General features: G+C 34.0%; 5 protein-coding genes. 3 read left to right on the plus strand and 2 right to left on the minus strand.

Features of this window, described 5'->3' with window-relative positions; genetic code table 11:
- Window positions 1–71: 71 nt before the first annotated feature.
- Together CCPUN_RS02230 and CCPUN_RS02235 are read right to left on the minus strand one after the other, a co-directional pair.
- Window positions 72–1,067, minus strand: a complete 996-nt coding sequence (locus CCPUN_RS02230; RefSeq protein WP_191283869.1) for a ribonucleotide-diphosphate reductase subunit beta — start codon at window positions 1,065–1,067, stop codon at window positions 72–74.
- A gap of 137 nt (window positions 1,068–1,204) precedes the next feature.
- Window positions 1,205–1,720, minus strand: coding sequence for a hypothetical protein (locus CCPUN_RS02235; protein WP_133281959.1), 516 nt, complete (start codon window positions 1,718–1,720; stop codon window positions 1,205–1,207).
- Between the two features lie 633 nt (window positions 1,721–2,353).
- Between CCPUN_RS02235 and CCPUN_RS02240 the strand changes: the two genes are divergently transcribed.
- From CCPUN_RS02240 to CCPUN_RS02250, 3 genes are read left to right on the plus strand one after another with little or no spacing between them, the layout of a single operon-like run.
- Window positions 2,354–3,031, plus strand: a complete 678-nt coding sequence (locus CCPUN_RS02240; protein ID WP_133281960.1) for an ATP-dependent Clp protease proteolytic subunit — start codon at window positions 2,354–2,356, stop codon at window positions 3,029–3,031.
- Window positions 3,032–3,057: 26 nt separating this feature from the next.
- Window positions 3,058–4,338 (plus strand): ATP-dependent Clp protease ATP-binding subunit ClpX, encoded by a 1,281-nt coding sequence (clpX, locus tag CCPUN_RS02245; RefSeq protein WP_133281961.1) that lies wholly within the window; start codon window positions 3,058–3,060, stop codon window positions 4,336–4,338.
- Between the two features lie 32 nt (window positions 4,339–4,370).
- Complete coding sequence (locus tag CCPUN_RS02250; protein WP_133281962.1) at window positions 4,371–5,789, plus strand: D-alanine--D-alanine ligase family protein; 1,419 nt, start codon at window positions 4,371–4,373, stop codon at window positions 5,787–5,789.
- The last annotated feature ends 211 nt before the right edge of the window (window positions 5,790–6,000 follow it).

Below are 6,000 nucleotides of genomic sequence, written 5' to 3' on the forward strand. Positions count from 1 at the left end.
TTGCCGGTTTTGCGAAAGCCCTATTCCGTTTTCCTTAAAAGATACCTCTACAAATTTTACCTACTTGTCGATTAAAACTCTTCGTCTAATGTAAAGCGTGCTTTATCTTTATCCTGAGAGATACTACCCATTACACCAGATTTCTGGTATTCTGCTACTCTTTTTTCAAAGAAATTTGTTTTTCCCTGTAATGCAATCATTTCCATAAAATCAAATGGATTGGTTACATTGTAGATTCTCTTGCATCCTAGTTCGAGGAGTAGTCTATCCGCAACAAACTGAATATATTGGATCATTAAATCTGCATTCATGCCAATTAATCTAACAGGTAAGGCATCAGCTACAAACTCACTTTCAATAGCAACTGCATCAGCTATAATTTTACCAACTTGTTCCTGGGGAAGCTTATATTTAATATGCTGGTTATAAAGTAAACATGCAAAATCACAATGCAATCCCTCATCTCGAGAAATAAGTTCATTAGAGAAGGTTAGGCCTGGCATTAGTCCTCTTTTCTTAAGCCAAAAAATAGCACAAAAGCTACCAGAAAAAAAGATGCCCTCTACTGCTGCAAAAGCGATCAGTCGTTCTGCAAATGAACCTTCATTGATCCAGCGTAGTGCCCAATCTGCCTTTTTCTTAACCCAATCAATGGTTTCAATAGCATTAAATAATCGATGACGTTCTTTAGGATCTTTTATATAGGTATCAATAAGTAAAGAATAAGTTTCAGAATGAATATTTTCGATAGCTATCTGGAAACCATAAAAAAACTTTGCTTCTGTGTACTGGACTTCATTGGCAAAATTTTGAACCAAATTTTCATTAACAATACCATCACTGGCTGCAAAAAAGGCTAGTACATGTGTGATAAAATGTTTTTCGTCTGATGTTAGCTCTTCCCAGTCCTTTATATCTTGACTAAGATCTATTTCTTCTGCTGTCCAAAAACTGGCTTCTGCTTGTTTGTAAAAACTCCAAATATCATGATATTCAATTGGGAATAATACAAATCTATTTTTGTTTTCTTGCAGAAGTGGCTCATCCATTTCAGTATTAACTTTCATATTCGTTCTGATAATTATTGTTTTTGAAACAAGTAGTTCCGTACAGTAAGTGTACGAAAATTATATAATGACCCGCATAACAAACTTAGGAAAATGATCCCAAAGGTTCAAGAAATATGCGCGTATTGATTTGAAGTTTATTTTATGAGTATATCGAGAATATTAGGGAATGATGCAAAAATATCACACATATCCCCACTCAAACTATTTTTAATCTCTATACGGTTAGTACGAAAAGAAGAACCAAATAAAGTATCAAGGTCATTTATAGGATATTCAAATTTTCTATTTGCTTTAGGGGACTTTGTCTTTAGATGGTCTATGATAATAGTTACTAGATGGCATATGTCATGTCTGTTTTCTTGTGATATGAATTGAGTAAAATACCCTACATTGGTTGGTAGCATGTTATTGATTTCTGGAACAATTAGAATTATTTTTACTGCTTTTAAGAGCACGTCTTGCATTGTTTTAAGCTTTTCTTTCTGAATACTTAAAAGTTTATTAGCAACTATTTCAGCTAAATGCTCTAGCTTTATTATCTCTGTACTATGCCCTGTTGCTTCTAATGCACCTGCATACCAACAACTAAAATTTTCAGTAAAATAATTTCCAGAATCAATTGTAGTAAAAATAAGGACTTTATTTTGCATGGCATGTCACTTCTTTTTTTATATTTTAGAGATATAACTAATAGATTAATAAACGAGTAACGTCTTGCTCTACTATTCATTATAACTGATTATGTTGCATTTTCACAGACTTGCAAATGCAGAATGATTGAATATTGTACATTTAACCATGCTTGACTATCGATAAAGGCCCTCTGTACATTTGGTAAATGTAGTAAATATTTAGCTTAATTCGATAATATCAAGAGGCAAAAAAACATATAACTATGATGTATAAGCATATATATCAAGTGTAAACAATTTTTGATGAATTAAGCAAAAAGCAAGTGAGTATATGAGAAATTTAGGTATTTTTAGATACGTAAAAGCATAGGCTCTTTTCGTCAATGGATTTTCCTTTATTTTTTGCATAGAAATGGCGAAAAGTAGCGTTGTAGTATGTTTCGAAAGAGATTTAAAATATGAAGGGAGAGAATAAGAAAACAATGTCTATGAACCTAATAGATTTCTAAAGCTTTATTTGAAGTATTTGGATTACAAGAATTATACGTTTCGTTCTTTTTTGTTAGGCTATTTTGTATTATATTTCTTATTATTCCCTTGTAATTAAGGATAGCATTTAAAGAATAAAATGGGCTTTTATACCCACATGTTATGTCAGATCATAAAGAATTTAAGCAGTTTGTAGTCAAAAGTGGTTACGCGAGTGGTTTACAAGTAGATAGTTATGTTTCCGATATTGAAAATATGACTCGATCGGTTATTGAAGAACGTCCAGCTCATTTCCGTGAAGTGGATGTTTTTTCTCGATTGATCATGGATCGAATTATTTTTCTAGGTACACAAGTCGATGATGCTATTGCTAATATCATTATTGCCCAATTGCTTTTTTTGGAATCTGTTGATTCCCGAAAAGATATTCTATTATACATTAATAGTCCAGGAGGGTCTGTGTATTCAGGATTAGGTATTTATGACACCATGCAATACATTTCGCCAAATGTGTCTACTATTTGTACGGGGCTTGCTGCCTCTATGGGAGCTATCTTATTAGCTGGTGGAGCAACAGGACAACGTTCTGCACTTCCACATGCACGAATTATGATCCACCAACCATTGGGAGGGGCTAAGGGGCCCGCTTCTGATATGGAGATTACGGTGCAGCAGATCATTGAAGTAAAAAAAGATTTACATAATATTTTGGTAAAGCATACAGGACGTGATTATGCTTCTGTAGCGCGTCATTCAGATAGAGACTACTGGATGCGTGCAGACCAGGCCAAAGAATATGGCATCATTGATTCCATATTAGAAAAAAAATCTAAACAGTAACACGTTATTGTATTATTGCTATGAGTATGAATGAGAAAACCTACTGTTCTTTTTGTCAAAGGAACAGTAATGTAGTTGGTATTATGGTTTCTGGTCCTGATGGTCGTATTTGTGATGACTGTGTAGTACAAGCTATGGAAGTTATTCAAACACAGAAGGGAAATGCCATGATTAACGAAATAAAACCTATTCACTTATTACCACCAAAAAAAATCAAGGACTATTTAGATGAATATGTAGTTGGCCAGGAAGAGCCCAAAAAGGCGCTATCGATTGCTGTTTATAATCACTATAAACGCCTAATGCAACCAATAAATAAAAAAAATGATGTTGTTATTGAAAAATCGAATATACTGCTTATTGGAGAAACAGGTACAGGAAAAACATATTTGGCCCGCACCTTAGCACAATTATTAGAAGTTCCTTTTTGTATTGTTGATGCAACAGTTTTCACAGAAGCAGGCTATGTAGGAGAAGATGTAGAAAGTATTATTACACGCTTATTACATGCTGCTAACTATGATGTTTCCGCAGCTGAACGAGGTATTATTTACATAGATGAAGTGGATAAAATTGCCTGTAAAGGAGATAATCCATCTATTACACGCGATGTAAGTGGTGAAGGTGTACAACAATCACTTTTAAAACTACTAGAAGGATCAATTATCAATGCCCCGCCACAAGGAGGAAGAAAGCATCCAGACCAAAAGTTGACAGCTGTAAATACAGAAAATATCCTATTTATTTGTGGAGGTGCTTTTGATGGTATTACTAGAACAATTGCGAATCGCTTCAATCTACAAACCATAGGTTTCTCTTCTGCTGCAAGACGTTCATCTGTTAAGCATGAAGAAAAAGATCTACACAAATATGTTTCGTCTGCAGATATAAAAGCTTATGGACTTATTCCAGAGTTAGTGGGCCGGCTACCCATTATAAGAGGTCTTGAACCACTTACACAAAGTAACCTAAGGCGTATTCTTACAGAACCTAAAAACGCTCTGGTCAAGCAATATATGAAATTGTTTGAAATGGATAAGATTGCACTTACTTTTACAGATGACACACTCGATTTTATTGCAGAACAAGCAATAGTGCTGAAATTAGGTGCAAGAGGATTGCGTTCTATTTGTGAAAATATTATGAGTGAGGCAATGTATACAGCTCCTTCATCCGAAAATATGGAAAAATTAGTTATTGATAAAGATTACGCAGTAGCACAACTTAATAAATCACGTATAGGACTAGTCCATCAGGAAAAAAATATTGAAAAAGAAAGTACAATGATGGCTGTATCTCAAGGATAGTTCCTTCTCTTTGCTTTTATATTTTAATTCTTGTGAATAATGCTACAACAGCGCCTATCAAAGTTGGTGTTTTTTTAGGAGGAAGTTCCAGAGAACGTGAAATTTCTTTTGCAAGTGGTCGTACCGTTTATGATCACTTAGATAGGAAACTTTTTGAACCAGTGCCTATATTTGTAGATAGCCTTAGAAATTTCATTCTACTTAACTGGCAATATCTTTACCAGGGTACGATTAGGGAGTTTTACCCTTCTGTATCAACATTTCCTAGTGTTTTTGGCATACCACTTTATATAGAATCTCTCCATGATGGTGATGCCCAGCATACAGAAAAATTCATCGAAACCATAGGGAAAAAGATAGAGGCTAGTGACTTTCACAAGCATTTTGATATAGCCTTTCTCTGTTTAAATGGCCCTTATGGAGAAGATGGTACGATTCAAGGTCTTTTAGAATGGTATGAAATACCTTATTCAGGAGCTGGTATTTTACCAAGCGCATTAGGTATTAATAAAGTTTTTCAGAAAAAACTTTTGAAGGATGCTGGAATTCTTACACCTTCTTCCATGATTTTGTTTCAAAAAGAATGGCTAAGTGTTACTAATAAGAAAGATCTATTAGATCATATAATCACTACAGTTGGGTTGCCTTTTGTTGTAAAAAGTAGCATACAAGGATCATCTATAGGCGTTTCAATGGTTAAAAATCAGTGTATGGATGAGCTTACAACAGCTGTAAATAGGGGTTTCTTTATGGAAAAAATAGACTTTCATACTTGGAATAGATATACGTTAGAAGATAAAAAAGTCTGGCTAAACAAACTAACGGACGTACGTGAAGGTATAGGCTTTCCTGTGTGCATAAAAGAACAAGTTTTTTACACACCTAGCGCATTGCTAGCCTATATGGAACATCATTTTGCAATAGAAAAAACAAATATTTTATTAATTAGCACAGAAGCAGAGGAAGAAATAGTTATTGAAGCTTTTATAAACGGCCGTGAGTTTTCATGTATTGTATTAGAGGAAAAAAAAGGCAATATTATTGCCCTACCACCAACAGAAATACAGAAAGGGGAGATCCCCTTTGATTATAGGGCAAAATATCTGCCTGGCATTGTACGTAAGCAAACACCCATGTGTTTACCTGCGGATATGCTACATACCATTCGAAAAAATGCGGTGTCTTTATTTACATTACTCAACTGTACAGTGTATGCACGTATAGATGGATTTATTACTGATAATGAAGATATTTTTTTAAATGACCCGAATACTACAGTGGGTATGAATCCTTCTTCCTTTTTTTTTCATCAGGCAGCAGAAATTGGGCTAAATCCCACTCAACTGCTTACTTTTATTATAAAACGTTCTCTTGAAGCAAGAAAAGAAGCATATAAAGGCTATCTTACAGTTTCTGCCCTATTAGAAAGACTTCTAAAAATGCTGTCCTAATATTGAAATTCAATGAATCTCAATATTAAAAGGATCATAGTCGTTTTATTTTTTTATTATGCTTGACGAGATTTTTTAGCTTCATTTATTATATTCAGGACTTTCGCAAAGTAGTGAATAATTGATATTTTTAGTGAATAATTGATATTTTTGTAGTTATAGTTACTAACTTCAAATTATTGTACTCAACGATGAAAGTTACTACGCAACT

Source organism: Cardinium endosymbiont of Culicoides punctatus, from assembly GCF_004354815.1.
Taxonomy (GTDB): Bacteria; Bacteroidota; Bacteroidia; order Cytophagales; family Amoebophilaceae; genus Cardinium.

Excerpts from the sequence above, each read along its gene's own strand:
- CCPUN_RS02240 (WP_133281960.1), top strand. The coding sequence starts at position 2,354 with ATGTCAGATCATAAAGAATTTAAGCAGTTTGTAGTCAAAAGTGGTTAC.
- clpX (WP_133281961.1), top strand. The coding sequence starts at position 3,058 with ATGAATGAGAAAACCTACTGTTCTTTTTGTCAAAGGAACAGTAATGTA.
- CCPUN_RS02230 (WP_191283869.1), bottom strand. The coding sequence starts at position 1,067 with ATGAAAGTTAATACTGAAATGGATGAGCCACTTCTGCAAGAAAACAAA.
- CCPUN_RS02235 (WP_133281959.1), bottom strand. The coding sequence starts at position 1,720 with ATGCAAAATAAAGTCCTTATTTTTACTACAATTGATTCTGGAAATTAT.